This window comes from Massilia sp. MS-15 (assembly GCF_020176695.1).
In the GTDB taxonomy this organism is placed as follows: Bacteria; Pseudomonadota; Gammaproteobacteria; order Burkholderiales; family Burkholderiaceae_D; genus Telluria; species Telluria hydrophila.
This window is the reverse complement of the sequence record NZ_JAIWIA010000055.1, coordinates 20,467-43,404: the sequence shown is the minus strand read 5'-3', so window position 1 is coordinate 43,404 and position 22,938 is coordinate 20,467. Positions and strand designations below refer to the sequence as shown.

At 66.1% G+C, this 22,938-nt stretch carries 23 protein-coding genes and 1 tRNA gene; 8 read left to right on the top strand and 16 right to left on the bottom strand.

Going from position 1 to position 22,938, the window contains the following annotated elements; translation table 11 throughout:
* Positions 1–75: 75 nt before the first annotated feature.
* From LCI23_RS18610 to ybiB, 7 genes are all read right to left on the bottom strand, one after another.
* A tRNA-Ile gene (locus LCI23_RS18610) sits at positions 76–154 on the bottom strand.
* Positions 155–285: 131 nt separating this feature from the next.
* Entirely contained in the window at positions 286–2,478 is a 2,193-nt protein-coding gene (gene rpoD / locus LCI23_RS18605; RefSeq protein WP_374041191.1) for an RNA polymerase sigma factor RpoD, read from the bottom strand.
* Between the two features lie 301 nt (positions 2,479–2,779).
* Positions 2,780–4,576, bottom strand: a complete 1,797-nt coding sequence (gene dnaG / locus LCI23_RS18600; protein ID WP_224947943.1) for a DNA primase — start codon at positions 4,574–4,576, stop codon at positions 2,780–2,782.
* Positions 4,577–4,806: 230 nt separating this feature from the next.
* A complete protein-coding gene (locus LCI23_RS18595) occupies positions 4,807–5,256 on the bottom strand; it encodes a GatB/YqeY domain-containing protein (RefSeq protein WP_224947942.1) in 450 nt (149 codons plus the stop codon).
* Positions 5,257–5,394: 138 nt separating this feature from the next.
* Entirely contained in the window at positions 5,395–5,607 is a 213-nt protein-coding gene (gene rpsU / locus LCI23_RS18590) for a 30S ribosomal protein S21 (RefSeq protein WP_005665410.1), read from the bottom strand.
* Between the two features lie 97 nt (positions 5,608–5,704).
* Positions 5,705–6,922, bottom strand: a complete 1,218-nt coding sequence (locus LCI23_RS18585; RefSeq protein WP_224947941.1) for an NAD(P)/FAD-dependent oxidoreductase — start codon at positions 6,920–6,922, stop codon at positions 5,705–5,707.
* Positions 6,923–7,021: 99 nt separating this feature from the next.
* The gene (gene ybiB, locus LCI23_RS18580) at positions 7,022–7,981 is read right to left on the bottom strand and encodes a DNA-binding protein YbiB (RefSeq protein ID WP_224947940.1); all 960 of its coding nucleotides are present in this window, start codon (positions 7,979–7,981) and stop codon (positions 7,022–7,024) included.
* A 109-nt stretch (positions 7,982–8,090) separates the two neighbouring features.
* On the opposite strand from ybiB, the gene LCI23_RS18575 reads away from it, so the two are divergent.
* The 3 genes from LCI23_RS18575 to LCI23_RS18565 all read left to right on the top strand — a co-directional run bounded on the left by LCI23_RS18575 (position 8,091) and on the right by LCI23_RS18565 (position 11,344).
* Positions 8,091–9,152 carry a 3-deoxy-7-phosphoheptulonate synthase gene (locus tag LCI23_RS18575; RefSeq protein ID WP_235584488.1) on the top strand — a complete coding sequence of 354 codons (1,062 nt, stop codon included), beginning with the start codon at positions 8,091–8,093 and terminating at the stop codon, positions 9,150–9,152.
* 183 nt (positions 9,153–9,335) lie between these two features.
* Positions 9,336–10,376, top strand: coding sequence for a tRNA (adenosine(37)-N6)-threonylcarbamoyltransferase complex transferase subunit TsaD (gene tsaD, locus LCI23_RS18570; RefSeq protein ID WP_224947939.1), 1,041 nt, complete (start codon positions 9,336–9,338; stop codon positions 10,374–10,376).
* 122 nt (positions 10,377–10,498) lie between these two features.
* Complete coding sequence (locus LCI23_RS18565; RefSeq protein WP_224947938.1) at positions 10,499–11,344, top strand: endonuclease/exonuclease/phosphatase family protein; 846 nt, start codon at positions 10,499–10,501, stop codon at positions 11,342–11,344.
* A 15-nt stretch (positions 11,345–11,359) separates the two neighbouring features.
* Here the strand turns inward: LCI23_RS18565 and LCI23_RS18560 are convergent, their stop codons facing one another.
* The 3 genes from LCI23_RS18560 to LCI23_RS18550 all read right to left on the bottom strand — a co-directional run bounded on the left by LCI23_RS18560 (position 11,360) and on the right by LCI23_RS18550 (position 13,368).
* Positions 11,360–12,025: a DsbA family oxidoreductase gene (locus LCI23_RS18560; protein WP_224947937.1), complete on the bottom strand. Its 666-nt coding sequence runs from the start codon at positions 12,023–12,025 to the stop codon at positions 11,360–11,362.
* Positions 12,026–12,160: 135 nt separating this feature from the next.
* Entirely contained in the window at positions 12,161–12,781 is a 621-nt protein-coding gene (plsY, locus tag LCI23_RS18555; protein ID WP_224947936.1) for a glycerol-3-phosphate 1-O-acyltransferase PlsY, read from the bottom strand.
* 95 nt (positions 12,782–12,876) lie between these two features.
* On the bottom strand, positions 12,877–13,368 hold the full coding sequence (locus LCI23_RS18550; protein ID WP_224947945.1) for an aminoacyl-tRNA deacylase: 492 nt from the start codon (positions 13,366–13,368) through the stop codon (positions 12,877–12,879).
* 38 nt (positions 13,369–13,406) lie between these two features.
* Between LCI23_RS18550 and LCI23_RS18545 the strand changes: the two genes are divergently transcribed.
* Positions 13,407–14,381 carry an endonuclease/exonuclease/phosphatase family protein gene (locus tag LCI23_RS18545; protein WP_224947935.1) on the top strand — a complete coding sequence of 325 codons (975 nt, stop codon included), beginning with the start codon at positions 13,407–13,409 and terminating at the stop codon, positions 14,379–14,381.
* Positions 14,382–14,474: 93 nt separating this feature from the next.
* Entirely contained in the window at positions 14,475–14,879 is a 405-nt protein-coding gene (locus LCI23_RS18540; protein ID WP_224947934.1) for a hypothetical protein, read from the top strand.
* A gap of 120 nt (positions 14,880–14,999) precedes the next feature.
* Here the strand turns inward: LCI23_RS18540 and LCI23_RS18535 are convergent, their stop codons facing one another.
* From LCI23_RS18535 to LCI23_RS18515, 5 genes are all read right to left on the bottom strand, one after another.
* Complete coding sequence (locus LCI23_RS18535) at positions 15,000–15,326, bottom strand: PAS domain-containing protein (RefSeq protein ID WP_224947933.1); 327 nt, start codon at positions 15,324–15,326, stop codon at positions 15,000–15,002.
* 282 nt (positions 15,327–15,608) lie between these two features.
* A complete protein-coding gene (locus LCI23_RS18530; RefSeq protein WP_224947932.1) occupies positions 15,609–15,782 on the bottom strand; it encodes a hypothetical protein in 174 nt (57 codons plus the stop codon).
* Between the two features lie 79 nt (positions 15,783–15,861).
* Entirely contained in the window at positions 15,862–16,767 is a 906-nt protein-coding gene (xerD, locus tag LCI23_RS18525) for a site-specific tyrosine recombinase XerD (RefSeq protein ID WP_224947931.1), read from the bottom strand.
* On the bottom strand, positions 16,740–17,264 hold the full coding sequence (locus tag LCI23_RS18520) for a methylated-DNA--[protein]-cysteine S-methyltransferase (RefSeq protein WP_224947930.1): 525 nt from the start codon (positions 17,262–17,264) through the stop codon (positions 16,740–16,742). The genes xerD and LCI23_RS18520 overlap by 28 nt, the downstream gene beginning before the upstream one ends.
* A 334-nt stretch (positions 17,265–17,598) precedes the next feature.
* A complete protein-coding gene (locus LCI23_RS18515) occupies positions 17,599–18,609 on the bottom strand; it encodes a TRAP transporter substrate-binding protein (RefSeq protein WP_224947929.1) in 1,011 nt (336 codons plus the stop codon).
* Positions 18,610–18,687: 78 nt separating this feature from the next.
* On the opposite strand from LCI23_RS18515, the gene LCI23_RS18510 reads away from it, so the two are divergent.
* The 3 genes from LCI23_RS18510 to LCI23_RS18500 all read left to right on the top strand — a co-directional run bounded on the left by LCI23_RS18510 (position 18,688) and on the right by LCI23_RS18500 (position 21,824).
* Positions 18,688–20,676: a nitrogen regulation protein NR(II) gene (locus LCI23_RS18510; RefSeq protein WP_224947928.1), complete on the top strand. Its 1,989-nt coding sequence runs from the start codon at positions 18,688–18,690 to the stop codon at positions 20,674–20,676.
* Positions 20,677–20,723: 47 nt separating this feature from the next.
* On the top strand, positions 20,724–21,314 hold the full coding sequence (locus LCI23_RS18505; protein ID WP_224947927.1) for a response regulator transcription factor: 591 nt from the start codon (positions 20,724–20,726) through the stop codon (positions 21,312–21,314).
* A gap of 132 nt (positions 21,315–21,446) precedes the next feature.
* Entirely contained in the window at positions 21,447–21,824 is a 378-nt protein-coding gene (locus LCI23_RS18500) for a DUF3052 family protein (RefSeq protein ID WP_224947926.1), read from the top strand.
* Here the strand turns inward: LCI23_RS18500 and queG are convergent.
* The gene (gene queG / locus LCI23_RS18495; RefSeq protein ID WP_224947925.1) at positions 21,795–22,928 is read right to left on the bottom strand and encodes a tRNA epoxyqueuosine(34) reductase QueG; all 1,134 of its coding nucleotides are present in this window, start codon (positions 22,926–22,928) and stop codon (positions 21,795–21,797) included. The genes LCI23_RS18500 and queG overlap by 30 nt on opposite strands.
* Between the last annotated feature and the right edge of the window lie 10 nt (positions 22,929–22,938).

The following is a 22,938-nucleotide window of genomic DNA, read 5'->3' as shown; positions in this document are numbered from 1 at the left end:
CACGATAAATTTTGGGTGACTACTTAGAAACAAAAAAGGCTTACACGAAAAACTCGCGTAAGCCCTTGTTTTTACTGGTAGGCCTCCCCGGAGTCGAACCGGGCACCAACGGATTATGAGTCCGCTGCTCTAACCAGGCATGAGCTAGAGGCCCAGAAATCGGGACAATGGCTAGAAAGAATCTCGCCACCTGCTCCAGCAGCGCGGTACCGCTGAAGCAGAGTGGCGAGAGGATATTGCGTTTAGTGCAGCGCCGTCAAGGCTTAGCTGACAAGCATGGCCAAATCAGCTGCTGCCCTCGAGGAAGCTCTTCAGCTTGTCCGAGCGCGACGGATGCCGCAGCTTGCGCAGCGCCTTCGCCTCGATCTGGCGAATCCGCTCGCGGGTCACGTCGAACTGCTTGCCCACCTCCTCCAGCGTGTGGTCGGTCGACATCTCGATCCCGAAACGCATCCGCAACACCTTGGCTTCGCGTGGCGTCAGGGAATCCAGCACATCCTTCACCACCCCGCGCATCGAGGCATGCAGGGCCGCATCCGACGGCGCCAGCGTGTTGTTGTCCTCGATGAAGTCGCCCAGGTGCGAATCGTCGTCGTCGCCGATCGGCGTCTCCATCGAAATCGGCTCCTTCGCGATTTTCATGATCTTGCGAATCTTATCTTCCGGCATCTCCATCTTGATGGCGAGGGTGGCCGGATCCGGTTCCGCCCCGGTCTCCTGCAGGATCTGGCGCGAGATCCGGTTCATCTTGTTGATCGTTTCGATCATGTGCACCGGAATACGGATGGTGCGCGCCTGGTCCGCGATCGAGCGGGTGATGGCCTGGCGAATCCACCAGGTCGCATAGGTCGAGAACTTATAGCCGCGGCGGTATTCGAACTTGTCCACCGCCTTCATCAGGCCGATATTGCCTTCCTGGATCAGGTCGAGGAACTGCAGGCCGCGGTTCGTGTACTTCTTGGCGATCGAGATCACCAGGCGCAGGTTGGCCTCGGTCATCTCGCGCTTGGCCTTGCGCGCCTTCATTTCACCGGCGGCCATCTGCCGGTTGATGTTGCGCAGGTCCGGCAGCGGCAGCACGACGCGCGCCTGCAGGTCGATCAGGCGCTGCTGCAGTTCCTTGATGGTCGGGATGTTGCGGCCCAGGATGGCGCTATAGGCGTGGCCCGCATCGACTTCGCCATCGACCCAGTCCAGGTTCGTTTCGTTGCCCGGGAAGACCTTGATGAAGTGGGCGCGCGGCATGCCGCAGCGGTTCACGGCCACGTCCAGGATCTGCTTCTCGATGTGGCGAACCTCGTCGACCTGGCCGCGCAGGGTGTCGCACAGCTTCTCGACCACCTTGGCCGTGAAGCGGATGCCCAGCAGCTCGTTGGAGATCGCGTCCTGCGCCTTGACGTAGGCCTTGCTGTTGTAGCCGTCCTTCTCGAAGGCCTTGCGCATCTTCTCGAACTGGTCGGCGATGTTGCCGAACTTTCCGAGGGCGGCCTGCTTCAGGGCTTCGAGCTGCTCGGCCGAGTAGCCGGCGGCGCCGGAAGCGCTCGAGGTGTCCTCTTCCTCTTCCTCGGCTTCTTCCTCTTCGTCCTCGTCCTCGTCCTCGTCGTCGGTCGAGGTCGGGGCCACCGCGCTTGGCGAGGTCTGCTCCTCTTCTTCCGGATCGACCATGCCATCGACGATCTCGTCGATCTTGATCTCGTCCTTCTCGATCTTGTTGGCCGCGTCGATGATCTCGGCGATCGTCACCGGGCAGGCGGAAATCGCCTGGATCATGTCCTTCAGACCGTCTTCGATACGCTTGGCGATCTCGATCTCGCCTTCGCGGGTGAGCAGCTCGACCGAACCCATCTCGCGCATGTACATGCGCACCGGGTCGGTGGTGCGGCCGAAGTCGGAGTCGACGGTCGACAGCGCCGCCTCGGCGGCCGCCTCGGCTTCGTCGTCGCTGGTGACGTTCGGAACCGCGTCGGACAGCAGCAGGGTTTCCGCGTCAGGGGCATGCTCGTAGACGGCGATGCCCATGTCGTTGAAGGTGCCGATGATGCCTTCGATCGCTTCCGGATCGACGATATTCTCCGGCAGGTGGTCGTTGATCTCGGAATAGGTCAGGAAGCCGCGCTCCTTGCCCGACTTGATCAGGGCCTTGAGCTTGTTGCGGCGGATCTCGAGCTCTTCCTCGCTCGCTTCGGTGTCCGAAGAGAACGCGTCTTTCAGCAGCGCTTTTTCCTTGGCCTTGCGGTCCTTGGCCTTGGCCTTGTCCGCAGCCTTCAGTTCGGCGCGCTCGACCGCGTTCAGGGCGGCGATTTCATCGTTCTCGGGCGTGAATTCCTTGGGCTTGCGGCCACGGCGTCCGGGGACCTTGACGGATGGCAGGACATAACCGGACGTGTCGATCGCAGCCAGTGCGGCCGCATCGGTCGTCGCATTGACCGGTGCCGGGCTCGCCGTACGAACCTCGGCCTGGTCTTGGCCTTTGTCCACCTTGGCGGACGCTCTGGTGGTCTTTGCAGCCACTTTGGTTTCGGGTTTCTTGGTTGGCACAGGCGCTTTCGAAGTCACAACGACTAACTTTACGATGGTTAAAGATAAAGTTTTTTGTTACTTTACATCACCCTGCAGGCAAAGCAATGTTGCCTCGCTAACTGAAACTCCACGCGCCGATTGAAACGAAAAATGGTTTCAACAGTTGCAATAGTTAGCGTTTTATTATAGCACGCACCCCTATTTTTCCAAGTTGCACAAATGGCCACATTTGTGGCCGTCGGCATCAGGTTGTGATTGTTTAGCGGGGCGTCATTTCCGCAGCTGCCTCCCGGGCCAGGAGGTCCTGCTGGGCAACGATTTCGCGATAGCGAGTACTCACCTGATCTGGGGTCAGCCCGGAAGAAAACAACTGGTTAAGTTCTTGTTTTAACGCGTCCATCTTGATTTGGCGCACAGCGCTTAACAGCCAGATACGATCTGCTTCAAGGTCCGTCTCCGGTTCGGAGGCAATTTCTGCAATTAAACTGTCGTATTCTCCCGTCACTTCCTTGAGCTGCTGGGACAGGGCGGCGAAGCTGCCGAATTCTCCCAGGCCTTGCGCCATCTGCACCAGGTGGCGCAGGGCATCGGCGGCTTCCTGGCCGAAGTGGTCGAACGAGGCCTGGGCCGCGTCGTCGAGCAGCAGCGCCAGCGGCGGGTGCGAGACCAGGATGCGCAGCATCTGCAGCTCCAGTCCCACCGGTTTCGGACGGCCCTGGCGCGGCGGCGCCCGGCGCACCACGGAGACCGGCTTGGACAGTTCGAACAGCGATTCGATCTCGGCCGGCGTCGATTCGGTCAGGCTGGCCAGGCCACGCACGATCTGCAGGCGCAGGCTTGATGCCGCCATTGCCTGCAGCAGCGGCTTGGCCTCGAACTGGGCATGCGCCCTGCCCTCCGGCGTGCCGAGATCGTGCTCGGTTGTCACCTCGCGCAGCAGGAACTGCGACAGCGGCATCGCATCCTGGATTTCCTGCTCGAAAGCTTCAAAGCCACGCTCGCGCACGAAGCTGTCCGGATCGTGCTCCTGGGGCAGGAACAGGAACTTGATGGTCTTGTTGTCGCTCACCTGCGGCAGGCAGGCTTCCAGCGCGCGGCGCGCGGCGCGGCGGCCGGCCTTGTCGCCGTCGAAGCTGAAGATCACGTTGTCGGTCTGGCGCAGCAGCTTTTGCACGTGGGTGCTGGTGCAGGCGGTGCCGAGCGTTGCCACGGCCTGCGGGAAACCGAGCTGGGCCAGGGCGACCACGTCCATATACCCTTCCGTCACCAGCACGTAGCCGGCATCGCGGATGCTCTGCCTTGCCTCGAACAGGCCGTACAGTTCCAGGCCTTTCTGGAACAGCGGGGTTTCCGGCGAGTTCAGGTATTTCGGTTCGCCGCTGTCGAGCACGCGGCCGCCGAAGCCGATGACCTGGCCCTTGGTATTACGGATCGGGAACATGATGCGCTCGCGGAAACGGTCGTAGCGCTTCTTGTTGTTGCCGTCCTCGTCGACCTTGTCGATCACCAGGCCGGATTCGACCAGGGCCAGCGCGTCGTAGTCGGGGAAGACCGAACGCAGGTTGTCCCAGCCGGACGGGGCGTAGCCCATGCCGAAACGGGCCGCCACTTCGCCGGTCAGGCCGCGCTTCTTCAGGTAGGCGATGGCGTTCGGCGCTTCGCGCAGCTGGGCGCGGTAGTAGGCGCAGGCCTGGGTCAACGCATCCGTCATGGCCAGCGACTGGGCCTGCTGGGCGGCGCGCTGCTGGGGCGGGATCTTGTCGTCGTTGTCCGGCACCACCATGCCGACGTTCTGCGCCAGGTCCTTGACGGCATCGACGAAGCCCATGCCGGAGTATTCGATCAGGAAGCCGATCGCCGTGCCGTGGGCGCCGCAGCCGAAGCAGTGGTAGAACTGCTTGGTCGGACTGACCGTGAAGCTGGGGGATTTTTCGTTGTGGAACGGGCACAGGCCCATGTAGTTGGCGCCACCCTTTTTCAGCTGGACGTAGCGACCGACGATGTCGACGATGTCGACACGGTTGAGCAAATCGGTAATAAAGGATTGCGGAATCACTAGGAGGTACTCAGTGTTTGTCTCAACTCAGACTATACCGCAGCGGTGCCTGCAAATTGACTTATGACAAGGCATCCGTTTGGATGAGGTCGCTTGTGGGGGCGCGCATCTAGGGTGTTCTTGAGCGGCTTGACCGCGTGGGCAGGAAATCTGCCCACCCTACGTTATACCGCCTTTCGTAGGGTGGGCAAGTTTTTGCCCACGCGTTCAGGCGGCCCGGGCGAATCCGATCAGCTGCCGCTGAGCGCCTTCTTCACCAGCCCCGACACCACGGTCATGTCCGCACGCCCGGCCAGCTTCGGCTTGAGCACGCCCATCACCTTGCCCATGTCCTGCGGACCGGCAGCGCCAGTGGCGGCCACGGCGGCAGTCACTTCGGCCGCGATTTCCTCGTCCGACAGTCCGGCCGGCATGTAGGCCGACAGGATCGCCAGTTCGCCCTTCTCGATCTCGGCCAGGTCGGCGCGGCCGCCGGCTTCGAACTGGGTGATCGAATCCTTGCGCTGCTTGATCATCTTCTCGACGATGGCCAGGGTCTGGGTATCGTCCAGCTCGATCTGCTCGTCGACTTCCTTGCGCTTGATGTCAGCCAGGATCAGGCGGATCGTGGCCAGGCGGGCGCTTTCCTTGGCGCGCATCGCGGCCTTCATGTCCTCGGTAAGTTGTGCTTTCAGGCTCATGGATTCTCCGTCCGGTAGAGGTAAATGATAAAGGTATGAACGACAAAACCCGCCGCGGTAAAACCGGAGCGGGCTTGCGGACGCTCAGCGGCTCGCCGGGACAATGCTGTCACCGGACCAAGCCGAGATGCAATCGGATTAGTACAGCTTCTTCGGCAGCTGCTGGCTGCGGATGCGCTTGTAGTGACGCTTCACTGCGGCGGCCAGCTTGCGCTTGCGCTCTGCAGTCGGCTTCTCGTAGAACTCGCGAGCGCGCAGTTCGGTCAGCAGACCGGTTTTTTCGATAGTGCGCTTGAAGCGACGCATAGCGACTTCGAACGGCTCGTTTTCTTTAAGGCGGATAGTGGTCATGTAAAAATGAAACCGTTGGATTTAGGAAGAACGAAAGTGTAGCATCATTTGCTGTTCAAGGGAAGATTTTAGCAAGGTGTTCCGCAATTGCCACAGCCTACACACTTTGCCCGGCCGCATAACCCGACGCCCAGGCCCACTGGAAGTTGTAGCCACCCAGCCAGCCGGTGACGTCCACCGTCTCGCCGATGAAGTACAGGCCCGGCACCTTGTTCGCCATCATGCTCTGCTGCGACAGCTCGCGCGTGTCCACGCCGCCCAGCGTCACCTCGGCCTTTCTATAGCCTTCCGAACCGGTCGGGGTGATGCCCCAGCGGTTGATGGCGTCGCCCAGCACGCGCAGCCTGGCATCGGCCAGGTCGGCCAGGCGCGCATCCGGCGCAAAGCCGTTGGCGCGCAGCCGGCCCTCGGCCAGGCGCGCCGGCAGCCACTGGGCCAGCACATTGCCCAGCTGTTTCTTGACTGTGTTCTTGGAGGAGATCAATTCCTCGGCCACGTCCATGTCCGGCAACAGGTCGAGCACGATCGGCGTGCCCGGCTGCCAGTAGCTCGAGATCTGCAGGATCGCCGGCCCGGACAGCCCGCGGTGGGTGAACAGCAGGTCTTCGCGGAAATGGCCGCGCTGGTCCCTGGCCTTGCCCTTCGCCCTGGGGTCGCCCGTGCTCACCTCGACTTCGAGCGCGATGCCGGCCAGCGGCGCAAAGGCTTCCCAGCTGGGTCCGTCGAAGGTCAGTGGCACCAGGCCCGGGCGCGGCTCGACCACCTGCAAGTCGAACTGCCGGGCGATGCGGTAGCCGAGGTCGGTAGCGCCGATCTTCGGGATCGACAGGCCACCGGTGGCCACGACCACGCTCGCGCAGTCGATGTCGCCGCCTTCCGCCTCGATGCGAAAACCGGTTGCGGTTTTCTCGATGCCGCCGACCTTGCACGGCATGCGCCAGGCGACGTCGCCGGCGGCGCATTCGGCGCGCAGCATGCCGATGATCTGCTCGGACGAATCGTCGCAGAACAGCTGGCCCTTGTGCTTCTCGTGGTATGCGATGCGGTATTTCTTGACGAGGCCGAGGAAATCCTGGGGCGTGTAGCGCGACAGCGCGCTGCGGCAGAAGTGCGGATTCTGCGACAGGAAGTTGGCCGGGCCGGCGTTGAGGTTGGTGAAATTGCAGCGCCCGCCGCCGGAGATGCGGATCTTCTCGGCCAGCCGGGTGGCGTGGTCGAGCAGCACCACGCGCTTGCCGCGCTGGGCCGCGACCGCTGCGCACATCATGCCGGCGGCGCCTGCGCCGATCACTGCTACGTCGTATTGTTTTGCCATGCCCTGCCGTGTCCGCGAATCGCCAAACCGGCCATTGTATACGCTTGGCGCCCGGGAATGAAGTTGCCGGCTAGTAGCGTAGCGGGCGCATTGCAAGCCTCACCCGCGCAATGCGCGCGCCACCTGCACGCAATGCGCCACCTGGGCCACGATCGGGGCCGGCACCGGCACCTCGCCGCGCAGGGCGGCGGCGATCCAGGCGGCGGTGGTGGCCGCATCGCGCGCTTCCGGCACCTCGGCCAGCAGGTCGGTCGGCGCCTCGCGCTCGGCCAGCACGCTGCGCTGGCCTGCATGAAACCAGTCGATGTGCGGAGCGCGGTGGGGATGGGCGACGGTCTCGCCCTCGGTGCCGCGCATCAGGAAGGCGTCGCCGCGCGCGGGCGGGGCCGCCGTCGTGAAATACGCGCCCAGGGTCTCCAGGTACTCGGGATGGGTGTAGGACACCAGGCGCAGCGCCGGCCCCTCGAACGGCTGCAGGATCTTGACCAGGGTGTGGGTGGAATTGCGCACGCCCAGGATGCGGCGCAGCGCCAGCATGCGCGCCAGCTGCGGCGCCAGGCGCTCGATCGACATGAAGGCCGGTCGCCTGCTGGCCGCGGCGTCCAGCACCTCGGCGCTGGAACCGGCTTCGGCCAGGCCCAGCTCGGCCAGGATCTCGGCCGTGGTGATGCGGCCCGGGTCGCTGCGCACGCCATGCACCAGCACCGGCACCCCTTCGCGCGCCAGCAGCAGGGCCAGCAGCGGCGTCAGGTTGGCCAGCTTGCGGGCGCCGTTGTAGCTCGGGACCAGGACCGGCGCGAACGGGCCGGGCGGCGCCGGCAGCGGCGCGAACGCGTGCTCCGCCGCATCCATGAAGCCGGCCAGCTCCTCCACCGACTCGCCCTTGATGCGCATCGCCAGCAGGATGGCGCCCAGTTCCAGGTCGGAAACCCGCCCGTCGAGCATGGCCGCATACAGGGCGCGGGCATCGTCGCGCGCCATGCTGCGCGCGCCTTTCACGCCGCGTCCGATTTCCTTGATGAAGGGGGCGGCGGCAAATGCTTCGGTGTGCTTGTCCATGACGCAAGCATACAACGTCGCCGTGCCGGGTGTGGCGCGATCGGCGGACTTTGTGCAGATGCAGCATTTTCGGACTACACTGCTTGTTCCCTCCAGAAATCACAGCATCATGATCAACACGCCTGCCATTGAAAATACCAACGTCAGTTCGTTCGCGCAGATGCCGACGCCGACCGAACTCCACGCCACCCTGCCGCTGAGCGAGCGCGCCTTTGCCACCGTGATGGCCGGGCGCGAAACGCTGCGCAACATCCTCGACCGCAAGGACAAGCGCCTGTTCGTCGTGGTCGGGCCCTGCTCGATCCACGATCCCGAAGCCGGGCTGGATTATGCACGCCGGCTCAAGGCGCTGCAGGCGGAAGTGGCCGACACGATGGTGCTGGTGATGCGCGTGTATTTCGAGAAGCCGCGCACGACCACCGGCTGGAAGGGCTATATCAACGACCCGTTCATGGACGACTCGTTCCGGGTCGAGGTCGGCATGGAGCGTGCGCGCCGCTTCCTGCTCGACGTGTGCGAACTGGGCCTGCCTACCGCCACCGAGGCGCTGGACCCGATCTCGCCCCAGTACCTGGGCGACCTGATCGCCTGGACCGCGATCGGCGCGCGCACCACCGAGTCGCAGACCCACCGCGAGATGTCGTCCGGCCTGTCGACCCCGGTCGGCTTCAAGAACGGCACCGACGGGGACGTGAGCATCGCGGTCAATGCCGTGCTGTCCTCGTCCAAGCCGCATGCCTTCCTCGGCATCAACGGCCAGGGCAATGTCGCGATCGTGCGCACCAGCGGCAACGCCTACGGTCACGTGGTGCTGCGCGGCGGCGGCGGGCGGCCGAACTACGACTCGGTCTCGGTGGCGATCGCGGAAGGGGCGCTGAAGAAGGCGGGCCTGCCGGCCAACCTGGTGGTGGACTGTTCGCATGCGAACAGCTACAAGAAGCCGGAGCTGCAACCCCTGGTGATGTCGGACGTGATCCAGCAGATCCGGCATGGCAACCGCTCGCTGGTGGGGGTGATGATCGAATCGAACATCGTCAGCGGCGCGCAGGAGATCCCGGCGGATCTGTCGCAGCTGAAGTATGGCTGCTCGGTGACCGATGGCTGCATCGGGTGGGAAGAAACGGCGCAGATGCTGCGGGCGGCGCACCGGGAGCTGTCGCAGCGGCCGTAAGGCTCCGCGTACCGGCCATGCGTGCCCTGGCGTAGGGTGGGCGGATTCTCCGCCCACGCGGCGAGCGTTGACGGATCCGGTTTCGCGCCGGATGATCTTGCTGATAACGATCACCGCGTGGGCGGGAAGACCCGCCCACCCTACGGTACAATGGCGGATTCCGCTCTACCTCTCTCTTCCCCCATGATTGTCCTCGGCGTCGAATCCTCCTGCGATGAAACCGGCCTGGCTCTGTACGACACCGAGCGCGGCCTGCTGTCCCATGCCCTGCACTCGCAGGTGGCCATGCACGAAGAGTACGGCGGCGTGGTGCCGGAACTCGCCTCGCGCGACCACATCCGCCGCGCCCTGCCGCTGCTGGACGAGGTGCTGCAACGCGCCGCCATCCCGATGGATGCGATCGACGCCGTCGCCTACACCCAGGGCCCGGGCCTGGCCGGCGCGCTGCTGGTCGGCTCCTCGGTCGCCTGCTCGCTCGCGCTGGCGCTCGACAAGCCGGTGCTGGGCGTACACCACCTCGAGGGGCACCTCCTTTCCCCGCTGCTGGCCAGCGAGCGTCCGGACTTTCCCTTCCTCGCCCTGCTGGTCTCGGGCGGGCACACCCAGCTGATGCGGGTGGACGGCGTCGGCCGCTACACCCTGCTCGGCGAGACGCTCGACGACGCCGCCGGCGAAGCCTTCGACAAGTCGGCCAAGCTGCTGGGCCTGGGCTACCCGGGCGGTCCCGCCATCTCGCGCCTGGCCGAGTTCGGCGACCCCGCCGCCTATACCCTGCCGCGCCCGATGCTGCACTCGAAGGATTTCAATTTCAGCTTCTCGGGCCTGAAGACGGCCGTGCTCACCGTGGTCAGGAACCACGAGCAACAGGTGGTGGCCAACATCTGCGAGCAGGACAAGGCCAACATCGCGCGCGGCTTCGTCGACGCCATCGTCGAGGTGCTCACCGCCAAGTGCGTGAACGCGCTGAAGCACACTGGCCTCACGCGCCTGGTGATCGCCGGCGGCGTCGGCGCCAACCGCCAGCTGCGTGCATCCCTGGACGCGGCGGCCGCCCGGCGCCGCTTCAAGGTGTACTATCCGGAACTGGAATTCTGCACCGACAACGGCGCCATGATCGCCTTCGCCGGCGCCATGCGCCTCGAGCGCAACCCGGAGTTGGCGCAGCGCGACTATGCATTCAACGTGCGTCCGCGCTGGCCGCTGGACGAGCTGGAAGCCGCTTGAATCCACGCAGGCATCCATGCCTGGCGCATTGAACTTGCAAGCCTGACATCGATCCTACCGTGTGACCGCCGCTCGCCAAACGGTGGCAAACTCCGGCGGTTGAGTACGAAGGAGCGGATGCAATGCGTGTTGTAAGTTGGAATATTCACTGGGGTTGTGGCAAGGACGGACGGATCCGCATCCACGCGATCATCGACGTCCTGCGCCGGCTGAACCCGGACGTCGTGTGCCTGCAGGAAGTGGCGGCGAACCACCCGGAACTCGATGGCAGCGCCAGCGCCAACCAGTTCAAGCAGCTGGGCGGCGCCTTCGGCGGCTACCACATGATGGAACATGCTCCGAGTGAACTCTACAAGAACAACTCGCCGCGCCTGTTCGGCAACCTGATCCTCTCGAAATACCGCATCTCCCAGGTGCACCGCCACCTGCTGCCCTGGCCGGCCGATCCTGGCCATCCGGCCGGCATGCCGCGCGGGATGCTGGAAACCGTGATCGACGCGCCCAGCGGCAAGCTGCGCCTGATGACCACCCAGCTCGAATACTACTCGCCGCTGCAGCGCATGGCCCAGGTGCGCCGTATCCGCGAGCTGCATGCGGAGGCCTGCGCGCGGGCGCGCCTGTTCCAGCCCGACCCGAACCTGGATGCCCCCTACCAGCTGGGCTTCCGCCCGGCGTCCGCCATCCTGTGCGGCGACTTCAAGCTGGTGCCGGACGACGAGCACTACCGCACGCTGCTGGCGCCTTTCGAGGAAAACGCACCGGCCTTCCTCGACGCCTGGCGCGTCGCCCACGGCAGCGTGGCGCGCGCGCCGACCACCGGCCTGCACGGCTATCCCTGGCCCGAGCGGCCGGAATGCTACGACCATTTCTTCGTCACCGAAGACCTGGCGCCGCGCGTGGCGACGGTCGACGTGCAGTCCGAGACGGCCGCCTCGGACCACCAGCCGGTGCTGCTGGAACTGCGCTGAGCCCCTCGCCGGGAACTACTGCTGCGCGGGCGCCTCGGGCTGCGCCGCGATGTCGCGCAGCGCCCGCTCGAACACTTCCGGCGGCTGGCCGCCCGAGATCAGGTGGCGCTGGTTGATGATGACGGCCGGTACCGAATGGATGCCGGCGCGCTGGAAGAACTGCTCGCGCTCGCGCACCTCGTCGGCATACGCGTCGCTGCCCAGGATGGCGGCGGCGCGCTCGCGGTCCAGGCCCGCGCGCTCGGCGGCGCGCAGCAGCACCTCGTGCTTGCTGGGATCTTCGCAGTTGGTGAAATACGCTTCGAACAAGGCCATCTTGAGGTCGCGCTGGCGCCCTTCTTCCTCGGCCCAGGACAGCAGGCGGTGGGCGTCGAAGGTGTTGTAGATGCGCCCGCGCCTTTCCATGTCGAAGGTGAAGCCGACATCGAGCCCGCGCTGGCGGATCATTTCGCGGCTGTTGGCCTGCTGCTCGATGGTCGCGCCATATTTCTCGGTGATGTGCTCGACGATGTCCTGGCCGTCCGGCCCCATGTCCGGGTTCAGCTCGAAGGGCTGGAAGTGCAGGTCGGCCTCGAGCTCGCCCTTGACGCGCGCCAGCGCCAGCTCGAGCGAGCTGAGGCCGATCGCGCACCAGGGGCACGAGACGTCCGATACGAAATCGATTCTGAGTTGCTTGCTCATGGGCTGCCACCTTTCCTGTTCGCGCTGTTCGCGCTCTCTTCACGCTCTGCTCATGTGGCACCGCGGTGCCCGGTGGCGATATGGTAACGCGATGCGCCGCCTGCCGTGGCGCGCATCGTGGTTTGCCTGCTGCGGCTACTTCTTCTTGGCCGCGGCCGCCTTGCTGCCGATCTTCGATTCCTTGCCGGCCATCAGGTTGGCGATGTTGTTGCCATGGCGGTAGAGCAGCAGGATGCTCATCGCCGCCACCGCGAACAGGATCTCGTCGGCGCCGAACAGCAGCCCGTAATAGAAGGGAGCGAATACCGCGGCCACCAGCGCCGCCAGCGAGGAATAGCGGAAGGCGTAGGCCACGATCAGCCAGGTGGCCAGCGTCGCCAGCCCCAGCCAGACGTTAATCCCGAGCAGCACGCCGAGCGCGGTCGCCACGCCCTTGCCACCCACGAACTTGAAAAACACCGGCCACAGGTGGCCCAGGAAGACAGCGATGGCGACCAGCGCGATGCCGCCCTCGTCCAGGCCGAACTGCGGCCCGAAGTGGACTGCCAGCCAGACCGCCAGCCAGCCCTTGGCGGCGTCGCCGACCAGGGTCGCGATCGCGGCTTTCTTGCTGCCGCTGCGCAGCACATTGGTCGCGCCCGGGTTCTTCGACCCATAGGTGCGCGGATCGGACAGCCCAAAAGCGCGGCTCATCACGACGGCGAAGGAAATCGAGCCGACCAGGTAGGCGGCAATGGTGGCGATCAGGGTGTTCATGTCTCTCTCAGGCGTTGTTCTGGTCGGTATGGAGGCCGGGCGCTCGGACTATACACAGCGCCGATGCATTTTGGCAATTCGCATGTGGCGGAATATTACTCGGCAAGGGCGCACTGCACCGGCCGCGCACCGAGCACCTCGGTCAGCACGGCGGGCGCGATCCCCACCAGGTAGCCGCGGCGGCCGCCATTGATATAGATCTTGTCCAGCGCCAGCACCGAAGCCTCCACATAGACCGGCATCGCCTTGCGGATGCCGAAGGGCGAGGTGCCGCCGACCAGGTAGCCCGAATGGCGCTGCGCCACGTCCGGCTTGCACGGTTCCACCGACTTGCAGGGAATCGCGCGCGCCAGGTTCTTGGTCGAGACCTTGCAGTCGCCGTGCATCAGCACGATCAGCGGCCTGGCCGCCTCGTCCTGCATCACCAGGGTCTTGACGACATCGTGCTCGCGCACCCCGAGTGCGCGCGAGGACACGGCGGTGCCGCCATGCTCTTCATACTCGTAGGGATGCTCGCTGAAGGCCACGCCATGCTTGCGCAGGAACTGCGTCGCGGGGGTCTCAGAAACGTGCTCTTTCTTGGCCATGCGTGGTACGCTAAAGACGAACATAAGGGGTTTCTATTATGCAGCAAGAAATTCGCTTTGCCACCTTCAATACCTTCAACCTGGCCCCACCCGGCATGCGCTGCTACGAGAACCTCGCGCCCTGCACGCCCGAGGAATATGACGCCAAGCTGGAATGGACGGCGCGCCAGGTCGACCTGCTCAATGCCGACGTCATCGGTTTCCAAGAAATCTTTTCCCAGGCCACCTTGCGCGACGTGCTGGCCCGCACCCGCCGCTACCGCGACGCCGTGCACCTGGGCTTCGACCCCGACCCGGAAGCGCCGCGCCTGACCCCGAGCGTGGCCCTGGTCTCGCGCCTGCCGGTGCTGAGCCATGGCCGTGCGCTGTCGATGTTTCCCGAGAACGTGGCGATGCCGCCCGGCAGCCGCGATCCGGACCGCTTCACGCGCGCGCCGCTGCATGCGGAAGTCGAACTGGCGCCGGGCATCGTGGTGGATGTCATTGTCGTGCACCTGAAATCGCGCCGCCCCGACTACCGCAGCAGCGACACCGGCGAAGATCCGAACCTGTACGCGCTGGCCTGCCTGCGCTCGCTGATCCGGCGCGGCACGGAGGCGACCGCGCTGCGCGTGCTGCTCACCGACATGGCGCGCGACAAACAGCGTCCGCGCATCGTGCTGGGCGACTTCAACGATGTCGCCGATTCGGTCACCACCGAGATCGTGCTGGGCGAAGGCGCGCCGCTGGGCGAACGCATGTTCGATGCGGCGCGCCTGCACATGCACCAGGATAAGCTGCGCAATGTCGGCTTCTCGATCGTCCACGAGAGCCGGCACTCGACCATCGACCACATCCTGGTGTCGCAGGAATTCAACCCGGTGCTGCCGGAGGCGATTGGCGAGGTGGTGGACGTGGTCTACCTCAACGACCACCTCGACCTGGGCCTGCCGGAGGCCTCGGACCACGGCCAGGTACTGGCGCGCCTGCGCCTGTATCCGCAGGCGGTGGCTTCCAGCGGCAGGCTGGACTGAAAAGGCGGGATTTCCCACCGATCGTGACATTTCGCGCATTACTACGCAGTCTGCTTCGCTACACTGCTGTTCCAGTCCGTGACGGAGAAGCAGATGTTATCGAAGGCCGCCATCAGCCGTATTGCCGAGGAACTGCTCGACCAGGCCCGCGCCAGCAGGTTCGGGTTCACCGATCCGTCCGGCGTGCCGGTGCCGCCCATCTACCGCAACCGCGACATGGCGGCCCTGCCCCCGGGACTGCAGCTGGAAATCGTCAACAAGGCCAACTGGGCAGTCGGCACCAGCGCCGCCTTCATCCTGCTCGTGCTCGTCCTGCTGGGCATGCTGGTCCTGGCCTACGCGCTGGCCCCGCTCGTGCTCGGCATGTCGCTGCCCTTCCCCGCCATGGTCCTGTTCGTGCCGCTGGTGCCGCTGGTGCAGGTAGGACTGGCGCGCTGGATGGCCAGGCGCATTGCGCGGCTGGTGGCAGCCGACTGGCCGGTTCCGGTACGGTTCTAGGCCCGCCACCGCCGTCATGGCGGCAGCGGCGTGAACGCCGGCCGGCTGCTGGCCGCGGCGGCATGGAAACCCTGTAGTCGTCACAGTCGTGCTGGCGCAGGAAGCGCGGCTGGGCCGCGGTCAAGGCCCCATCCCGCGGGTCGTGCTCGATGTCGGCGACGACACTGCGGTCGATCTTGAGCTTGTCCAGGCGCCCGCGATGCGAGACCAGCTCGCGCAAGGGACGGCCCAGGGCATGGCTGGCGGGATGCCGAACAGCTGGGCGCAGGCGTGGTTCCAGAAGCGCACGATGCCGGCGGCATCGGTCGAATGCACAGCCACCGCCGGCGCCAGCGCGATGGCCGTCACGAAGCGGGACAGCCAGTCGCGTGCCTGGCGGCCGGGGCCTGCGGATTCATGCGCTTCGGCGGGCAAGGCACCGTCAGCGGCATGCGGCAGCCCACTCACGGAAACAGGTCCTTTTCAGCGGAAAACAGTGGAGGCGTCGTTGAATCCGCCCATTGTTTCCCGCTGGAGCCGGGCACCGTTCGCGGCCACGCAAAACTGCGGGACACCCGCATTTCGTCGCGCTCCAGCGCATTCCAGACCTGCCGCCATGCCGCCTGTCGCATCCGGCTGGCGCGGCCGGCGCGCGATCCTTATGTTAACAACATGCGCAAGGAGCTCCACCCTGCTTCCAGGACGGAGCCCGCGCGCGAAGCATTCCGGCCGGCCCCGCCGGCGCCTGCCTCAGGCGGCGTCCTGCGGGACCGGCTCGTCCTGGCCGGTGCCGGCCGCTTCGTCCAGCCCGCCCTCGGGCGTCTCGCGCTTGGCTTCCTGCTTGCGCCGGGCTTTTTCTTCCGCCTTGCGCTTCTTCTCGAGCTCGCGTTGCCGCTTTTCGTACTGGAAATTGGTTCGTGCCATGTTCACCTCGTTGCTGTGGATGGGATGGTGCTACCCTGTGCTGCGCCATTATGGCCGACTGCCGGCGCCGCGGCTTGCCTTAACCACGCGGGTGATGCTGGGCGTGCAGGTGTTTCAGGCGTTCGCGCGCAACATGCGTGTAGATCTGGGTCGTGGAAATGTCCGCGTGTCCCAGCAACAGTTGTACCACGCGCAGGTCGGCGCCGTGATTCAGTAGATGGGTCGCGAACGCGTGGCGCAGCGTATGCGGCGACAGCGGCCCCTGGATGCCGGCCTTTTGCGCGTGTTTCTTGATCAGGATCCAGAACATCTGGCGCGTCATCGCGCCGCCCCGTCCGGTGACGAACAGCGCATCGTCGACCTGGCCGTTGAGGATGACGGCGCGCGCCTCCTTCAGGTAGCGCTCCAGCCACAGGCGCGCTTCCTGTCCGAAAGGGACCAGGCGGGTCTTGCTGCCCTTGCCGGTGATGCGCAGCACGCCGTCGTTGAGGCTGACTTCGACCAGCTTGAGCTCCACCAGTTCCGACACCCGCAAGCCGCTCGCATACATCAGCTCGAGCATGGTGCGTTCGCGCAGGCCGAGCGGGGTGGAGACGTCCGGCGCGGCCAGCAGCGCCTCGACCTGGGCCTCGCTCAGGGTATGCACGAAGCGCAGCGGCTGGCGCGCGGAGGCCATCTTGAGGCAGGGGTCCTGGTCGATCTGGCTGCGGCGCAGGGCCAGGCCGTAGAAGCGCTTGAGCACCGACAGCCGCCGGTTGGCCGAGCTCGGCCGCGTATCGGCGTGGCGCTCGGCGAAATAGGCGGCGATGTCTTCCGGCTGCACCGCCAGCAGGCCGGTGCGCTCCGGCCGCCTGGCGGCCAGCCAGCCGGCGAACAGTTTCAGGTCGCGGCGGTAGGCGTCGAGCGAATTCCTGGCCAGCCCCTGCTCCAGCCAGAGGGTGTCGCAGAACGCGTCGATCAGTCCCAGATCGCTTGCTGCTGCCATGGCGATGCGGTGGCGCCTTCGTGGCGCAGCAGCCAGCGCTTGACGGACAGGTGGAAGCCGTTCTCGTCGTCCTGGTTGGAGAAGCCGCCCAGGCCGCCCGCAGCGGTCACGCGGTGGCAGGGATTGATCAGGGGGAAAGGATTGGCGCCGCAGGCCTGGCCCACCGCGCGCGGGGCCGAGCCGATCAGCCTGGCCAGCTGGCCGTAGGTCTTGACGCTGCCGCGCGGGATGGCGCCGATCGCTTCCCACACCCGGCGCTGGAAGGCGGTGCCGGCGTCGTACAGCGGCAGGTCGAAGCGGAAGTCCGGATCTTCCAGGTAGTGCGCGACCTGGCGCGCGGCCAGCTCGGCCGCCGTGCAGTCGGCGGCTTTCTCCGCGAATGCGGGCGGCAGGTAGACCAGTTCGCGCAGGCGGCCGTCGGCGCTGCGGATACCGATCGCGCCGAATGCCGCGGGAACGATCGCGTTGAACAGAGTGCTTGCCTGGTCGGTCTTCATCTCCGCATCTTAACCGCTCGCATGGCGCGTCGCCAGTCCCGGGGACGGCGGCGGACGAAAAAAAAGCGCACCGCGGTGCGCTTCAATACGGGTCACGTTCCCGGCCGTTTAGCGGTGCCAACGGCTTCTGTAAAACGTGCGTCTCCTCGATTTGTCTCCGGTATGGACTACCGTGATGTTATCTACACTCCCCAAAAAACGGCATGTTCTGTACGCGCACGCACCATCCGGGTGCAGCAGGGGCTCATCATAACGCAAGCGCCGGGGTCTCGCGTATCTTTTTGACCACAGTACCGATATTTTATGCGGGCGGAAATTGCAGGAAGACAAGCGCCTAGTCGGTACCCGCTTCGCGCCGGATCGCGCGTACCACGTCGCGCCCGATGCGCGCGTCCATCTGTGTATACACGGGCTGCATGGCGCGCCGCCATTGTGCCTGCTGCTGGGGACTGAGCCGGTGGATGGTGGTGCTGCCCGCCTGGCGGATCTTTTCCAGCGCCTCGTCGTTGGTGCGCTGGGCGATGGCTTTCTCGTAGGCGGTGGCCTCCTGCATGGCCCGTTCCAGGGTCCGGCGCAGCCCGCGCGGCAGGCCATCCCAGAATTTCTTGTTGACAATCACCGCATACCCGAGGTAGCCATGGTTCGACACCGTCAGGTGGCGCTGGTAGGCGTGCATGCCCTGGGTGTACATGTTCGAGGGCGTGTTCTCGGTGCCTTGCACCACGCCGTCGCGCAGGGCGGGGGCCGTGTCCGAGAATGCCAGCGCGAGCGGCTGGGCGCCGAGCGTGCGCATCTGCGCATCGAGCACCCGGGAAGCCTGGATGCGCATGCGCAGGCCGCGGAAGTCGGCCGGCGCCAGCAGCGGCTTGTTGGCAGACATGATCTTGAAGCCATTGTCCCAATATGCCAGGCCGGTGATGCCCTTCGGCTCCAGCCGGCGCAGCAGCTCGCGCCCGATGCGCCCTTCGGTCACCCGGTACAGGGCGGCCTTGGACGGAAAGATATAAGGCAGATCAAACGCTTCGAATTCCCGCACGCCCAGCGGCGCGAACTTGGCCAGCGAAGGCGCCAGCATCTGCACCGCGCCCAGCTGCAGGGCCTCGAGTTCCTCGCGGTCCTTGTAGAGCTGGCTGTTGGGGTAGACTTCCACCCGCACCCGGCCACCCGTCATCTCTTCGGCCAGCTGGCGGAAGCGCTCGGCCGCGCGGCCCTTCGGCGTGTCCGGCGCCACCACGTGGCTGAACTTGATCACGATCGGCGCCCGGGATTGCGCGTTGGCGCCATGGGCGGCGCCGGCCAGCAGCAGGACGGCAAGGAGGCGGATCGGGAGGGCGCAGCGCTTCATCTGGGCGGGAACGGAATATGATGGGTGGGAACAATCCTGTCTCCCCTGGCCCGACAGTGTAACGAAAACCGGAGTCTTATGAAATTTCCGTTCACCCAGCCGCCGGCGCAGCGCGCGCGCTCCTGGCGCTGGCTGGTACCGGTACTGCTGGTGCTGCTGTTCCTGGCGGTGCTGATCTGGCTGCCCTGGCAGGCGCGCCAGATGGAAGCCACCGAGCGCCAGGAGCAATTGATTGCAGACACGCTGTGGGTCGAGCAGACCCTGCGCTTCGAGCTGGCGCGCAGCGAGGAAGCGCTGGGCGCGCTGGCGGCCGACCTGGTGGCGCGGCCGCCCGCGCCGGAAGCCCTGCAGGCGCGTCTGCGGCAGATGTTCAGCAACGGCCACGAACTGGTGCGCGTGAGCTGGTACGGACCGGACGGCGCGCTGCGCGAGACCCACGGGGCCGCACCCCCAGCCGCCCTGCCCGCCGCGACCCTGCTCGCGGCCGAGGTCGCGGGCGCCACCCGCAGCGGCCGCTACAGCGAGCCGTATGGCGCCTCGGCCGCCACGCCCGGGCTGCTCGACTACTATTTGCCCCTGTATGCGAACGGCAAGCCGGCCGGCAGCCTGGTCGCCACCTACAGCCTGCAGGTCCTGCTCGACGAAACCGTGCCCTGGTGGTTCGCCCAGGACAATGCCCTGACCCTGCTCGACCGCGACGACCATCCGGTGGCACGGCGCGCGGCCGGCGGCCCGGGGCGCGGCGTGTACACCCACCGCCGCGAGCTGGACCTGCCGGGCGCACTGGTGGTGCTGTCCACCGACAGCGTCAAGCGCGCCCCCCAGCTGCTACCGAACCTGCTGGTGGGCTCGGTGATCGTGCTGGCCCTCGGCCTGGTGCTGAGCCTGGCCACCCTGTGGCGCCACATCTCGCGCACGCTGGCGGCCGAGAGCGCGCTGCGCCAGCAGATGGCCTTCCGCACGGCGATGGAAAACTCCCTGATCACCGGCCTGCGCGCGCGCGACCTGGAGGGCCGCGTCACCTATGTGAACCGGGCCTTCTGCGAGATCGTCGGGGTACCGGCCGAGCAGCTGGTGGGACGCAAGCCGCCGATGCCCTACTGGGCGCCGGAAGTGCTTTCCGAATACGAGGAGCGCTTCCAGAGCGTGCTGTCGGGCACGGTCGTGCCCCAGTTCGAGACCGTGTTCCAGCGTCCCGACGGCCAGCGGGTGCCGGTGCTGGTGTACGAGGCGCCGCTGGTCGATGCCGACGGGCGCCAGACCGGCTGGATGAGCTCGATCCAGGACATCACCGACCGCAAGCGTGCCGAGGAACTCAACCGCCAGCAGCAGGAAAAACTGGAAACCAGCGCGCGCCTGGCCACCATGGGCGAGATGTCCTCGATGCTGGCGCACGAGCTGAACCAGCCGCTGGCGGCGATCTCGAGCTATACGGCCGGTGCCCTCAACGTGCTCGAACGCAGCACCCAGGCCGGCGAGCCGGTGAACACCGGCAGGCTGCGCCATGCGCTGGAACAGGCGCGCCAGCAGGCCCAGCGCGCCGGCCAGATCATTCGCAGCGTGCACGAGTTCGTCAAGAAGCGCGAGCCGCGCCGCGAACCGGTGACGATCCAGGATGTGGTCGAGGGGGTGCGCGCGCTGGTCGAGCTGCAGGCGCGCCAGGCCGGGGTGGCGCTGCGCGTGGAACTGCCGTCCGGCCTGCCCAGGGTGGAGGCGGACCGCCTGATGCTGGAGCAGGTGCTGCTCAACCTGACCCGCAACGCGGTCGAGGCCATGCATGACACCCCGCTGGCGCAGCGCGTGCTGCGCATCGCCGCCGCCCACGCCGACGGCATGGTGACGGTGTCGGTGATCGACCGCGGCCACGGCATCGCGCCGGACGTGGCAGCCGGCCTGTTCTCGCCCTTCTACTCGACCAAGCTCGACGGTATGGGCATGGGGCTGTCGATCTGCCGCACGGCGATCGAATTCCACGGCGGCACCCTGAGCCACGCGCCCAATCCGGGCGGCGGCACCGTGTTCAGCTTCGCGCTGCCGGCGCAAGCGGCGGGCGGGACGCTGGGCTAAAATCCGCCTGCGGCGCTTGCCGCGACCACGACACGGAGACCCGCCCCATGCTGCACATCGTCGACGACGAAGATGTCATTCGCGACGCCCTCGCCTGGCTGGCGCAGTCGCGCGGCCTGGAGGCGCGCGGCCATGCCGGCGGCCAGGCCTTCCTGGATGCCATCGCCGCCGCCGGCGAACCGGATCCGCAGGGCGACTGCGTGCTGCTGGACGTGCGCATGCCCGACATGAATGGCATCGCGGTATTTGACCAGCTGGTAAAAAACGGCCTGAGCGCGCGCCTGCCCGTGATTTTCCTCACCGGCCACGGCGACGTGCCGATGGCCGTCGACTCGCTCAAGCGCGGCGCCTTCGATTTCTTCGAGAAGCCCTTCAATGACAACGTCCTGATGGACCGGGTCGAGGAGGCCCTGGCCGCCTCGCGCAGGGCGCGCGAAGCGGCCCTGGTGCAGGCACGCCTGGCCACCCTGTCGGCGCGCGAGCGCGAAGTGCTGGACCTGATCCTGGCCGGGATGATGAACAAGGTGGTGGCGGACAAGCTCGGCATCAGCATGCGCACGGTCGAGGTGCACCGCGCGCACATCTTCGACAAGATGCGGGTCAAGACCGCCGTGGAACTGGCCGGCCTGCTCAAGTAAGGTGCGCGGCAAGGCGCTCCATTGCATCAGGCAAGCGTCCCTGCCATTTGCCGGAAGCCTTGTAGAATGGGCCGGAACCCGCCGCGCCTGTCTCCGTTGTGGCGACGGTGCAATTGCATTTTGGGAATTCTCATGAGCGAAAAGACAGTTGCAGACAAGATGTTCCTGAGGACGGCGAAATCGATGCTGATCCTCAACGGCCAGGCCAATCCCGGTGCCGCGGCGCAGATGCCGCAGCAGATCGTGCAGGAAGGCGACGGGCCCTTCGACGTGATCCTGATGTTCGTGCTCAACCGCAAGGAACTCGAGCACTACCTGCCGATCGCCAAGGAGCGGCTGGGAGACAAGGGTTCGCTGTGGATCGCCTACCTGAAGCAGACCGCATCGAAAGCCACCGACATCAACCGCGATTCGATCAACGCCTATGCCAAGGAAAACGGCATCACGGCGGTGGCGATGATCTCGATCGACGGCGACTGGTCAGGCCTGCGCCTCAAGCGCATCGAGTGACCCAGCGGGCGCCAGCCCATGGCGCGCCAGTGCCCAGGCCACGTGCTCGCGCACCAGGGGCGAAGGATGACCGGCACGCGCGCGCAGCGCCGCCACGATCGCGGCGTCGCCCTTCCCCGCCGGGCTGGCGGCGGCATTGCCCAGCCCGACCGCCAGGTTGCGCAGCCAGCGCTCGTGGCCGATGCGGCGGATCGGACTGCCTTCCATGCGGCGGTTGAATTCCTCTTCTTCCCACCCGAACAGCGCAACCAGGCTGGCGCCGCCCAGGCCGTTGCGCTCGTCGAAATCGGGCAGTTGCGCGCGCTGCGCGAACTTGTTCCACGGGCAGGCCAGCTGGCAGTCGTCGCAGCCGTAGATGCGGTTGCCGATCAGCGGCCGCAGCTCCTCGGGAATGCTGCCCTTGAGTTCGATGGTGAGATAGGAAATGCAGCGTCGCGCATCGAGCCGCCCCGGTCCCAGGATGGCCTCGGTCGGGCAGACCGTGATGCAGGCCTGGCACCCGCCGCAATGGGCGCCGGTGGGCGGATCGCTAGGTAAGGGCAGGTCGACCAGGATCTCGCCGATGAAGAAGGTGGAGCCGGCCGTGCGCGACAGCAGCAGCGTGTGCTTGCCGCGCCAGCCGAGGCCGGCTTTTTCCGCCAGCGGCAATTCCATCACCGGCGCCGAATCCGTGAACACGCGGTAGCCCAGTTCGCCCACCAGCGCCTTCACGCGCTCGGCCAGGGCCTGCAGGCGGTTGCGCAGCACCTTGTGGTAGTCGCGGCCACGCGCATACACCGAGACCACGGCGGCGCCCGGCTCCAGCTGGCGCGCGCTTTCCTCGGCGCGCCAGTGTTCACCCCGGTCCCGGGGCAGGTAGTCCATGCGCGCGACGATGGCGCGCACCGTGCCCGGCACCAGTTCGCCGGGGCGGGCACGCTTCATGCCGTGGCTTGCCATATAATCCATCTCGCCATGGCAACCGGCGTCCAGCCAGGCCTGCAGTCCGGCTTCCGCATGCGCCAGGTCGACGTCGGCGATACGCAGCTCGGCGAAACCAAGTTCCGCGCCCCAGGTCTTGATGGTGCGGGCAAGTGCGTGCAGGTCAGGAGAAGGTGTCGGCATGGCAGATGGA